This window comes from Pseudomonas protegens, assembly GCF_003732485.1.
Classification (GTDB): Bacteria; Pseudomonadota; Gammaproteobacteria; order Pseudomonadales; family Pseudomonadaceae; genus Aquipseudomonas; species Aquipseudomonas protegens_B.
Genome location: NZ_MOAK01000064.1, coordinates 1 through 2,544, shown reverse-complemented (window position 1 = coordinate 2,544; position 2,544 = coordinate 1). Strand labels below are relative to the sequence as shown.

Below are 2,544 nucleotides of genomic sequence, written 5' to 3'. Positions count from 1 at the left end.
TGTCGACGTGCAGGTCCAGCAGTTGGTTGTCGTCGAAGCTGACGGTGAAGCCATTGCCGGCGGCCAGCGCCACGCGCCCGTTCTGGGCATTGATCGTGCCCTCGTTGCGAACCTTGGCCCCCAGCAGAGCCACACTGCCGCCGTCCGCCGCAATAATAGAACCGCGGTTGACGACTTCAGTCGCCGCAGTCCCGGAGAACTTGTAGTTGCCGGCCTTGAAATCGGCATCGCTGATGTTGCGGGTCGTCGCCACCAGGCCGCCGACATTCACCTGTGAGCCTTGACCAAACACTACCCCGTTGGGGTTGATCAGGAACACCCGGCCATTGGCATTGATCTGCCCCTGGATGTTACTGCCGTTGACACCCACAACCCGGTTCAGGGCAATCGAGGTGCTGGTGGGCTGATTGAAGTTCACCGATTGATTGGCCTGAACACTGAAGTCATTCCAGTTCGTGATCAGCTTGTCCGTGTGCTGATTGATCGACATGTTCGGGCCCTGGGTAAGGATGTCCGCACTGCCGGACACCACCACCCCACCGGTGGGCAAGGCAAACGCCGAGGGCAACCCGGTCAATGCCAGGAGACTGGCGACCGCCACTACCAGACCTTTGCCCGAGCCCGAACGCCGACGCCGGCGCGCGCCTTCGTGAACCACGTTCCAGCAGCCCTGTGTCTGATTCCAGACCAACGCATAAATCTTGTTCATAAAGTTCCTTATCGTATTCTCAATACCCGGCAAACCTTTGCAGAGCAGCACAACACTGCTGGGGCACAGCGCCCTGGCAGAAATACGGTTAAGTGCTCGCAAAATCCCAAGCGATGTACTGCGCCCGTTACCTCGGGCCGCTCAGGACAAGCTGCATGGCAGCCCTGAATCAGGCCAACCTCGATATCCCGTGCTCCCGCACGGCATACCAAGGGAATGGCCATTTCCTTGTATCAAGAGGGGTAGATCACCAGTTACGCTGCTCGCCCTGGTTGAGGTTGGCTGCCTGATTCAATGGGCGGTCGTAGCCCGTGTTTGCGTAGTTGGGAGCAATCACCTTGATATTGCCGAAGGCTGCCGATTGACGAATGTCACCCAGGTCTACCCCCGCCAAGCCGCCCAGCTGCGCATACTGGTTGCCCGAGACTTCGCCGCTGGCGAGCGTGTTGACGATCTGGGCGTTGTTCTGGCCCACCAGGCCACCGACCATGCTGTAACTGCCCCCAGAGACGTTGCCCTTGGCCGAAGCGGTATCGATAAGGCTGCTACCGTTGTCAACGCCATGGGTACCGACCAGACCACCGACCATGCTCCTGGAACCGGCACTGACATTCCCACGGGCCTCGACCGACTTCAGCTCCCCTGCGTTGTAGCCGATGAGTCCGCCGACATGGCTTCGATCCTTGCCAGTGACATTGCCCAAGGCCAGGGAGTTGGCAATGAGCCCACCAGCGTTGGAACCGACAAGCCCACCTACAGTACTGTTGCTACCGCCCTGAACCAGGCCGGACGCTTCGGCAAGACCGATGTCGCTGTCAAGGTTCTGCCCCACCAGGCCACCGATGTGCAGGCTGTTCCCCGCATTCACCGAGCCGCTGGCGTTGACGTTGCGCAGCACGCTGTCGTGGTTCAGCCCCACCAGGCCACCGGCCGTGGCAAAGCTGTTGCCCTGCAACCTGCCGCTGGCTACCGAATCACTGATCCGGCCCGATTCGTTGCGACCGACCAGGCCTCCGGCGTTGCTCGCGCCAGTGCCGGATACCGTTGCCGAAGACTGGGAGCGCTCGATACGGCCGCCCTGGTTGTAACCCACCAGGCCACCCAGGTTGGTGCCCTTGTAGCTGTAGCTGTTACCACTGGAAACCGTTCCTGCACTGGAGGAATCGGCAATCAGCCCTTGATGGTTGACGCCCACCAACCCGCCAACACCGCCCTCGGCATTGCTGGCGATGCTGGCGGTGAGCCGGACATCGGCGCTGCTGTTGGTCACTGTGCCGCCGCCGGCAGGACCCTGGCGATTCTCACCCACCAGGCCACCGGCCGCCGTGGTGTAGGTATTGCCCAGCACCACGCCGCTGACTGACGCAGTATCGATGGAACCGCCGGAGTTGATCCCCACCAGCCCGCCGACCACGTTGTCCTGCCTGCTCTTGGCATTCACCTGCAGATCGCTGGCGCTGACGTTGGCAATGCTCCCGCTGTTGCGTCCGACCAGGCCACCGACCGCACCGGAGCCGGTGGCAGACATCGCACCGTTGATGGTCAACGAGGCCAGCTTGAGGTTGCCGATGCTGCCGGACGAGCTGGCGAACAGTCCGCCATCGCTGCCGTTGCTGTTGATCGTCAAACCGCTGAGGGTGTTGCCCAGGCCGTCGAAGATGCCACTGAAGGCCTGCTGGCCACCGATGGAGCTCAGGCGCGCGCTGTTGTTGATGGAGTTGCCCAGGACGTAGCGACCGGCCAGGTCCTGGTCGATTGCCTGCAACTGCGTGGCGTTTTGAATGACGCTGTAGGCTTCGCCGTTGGCATCGAAGCGGGCCCCGTTGCCGGACAGC

General features: G+C 61.9%; 2 protein-coding genes. Both read right to left on the bottom strand.

Features of this window, described 5'->3' with window-relative positions; translation table 11 throughout:
• A partial coding sequence (locus tag BLX41_RS17085; RefSeq protein WP_123725838.1) for a two-partner secretion domain-containing protein occupies positions 1 to 709 on the bottom strand: 709 nt, incomplete at its 3' end.
• A 247-nt stretch (positions 710 to 956) separates the two neighbouring features.
• The coding region (locus BLX41_RS17080) for a beta strand repeat-containing protein (protein WP_311197532.1) at positions 957 to 2,544 on the bottom strand (1,588 nt) is incomplete at its 5' end.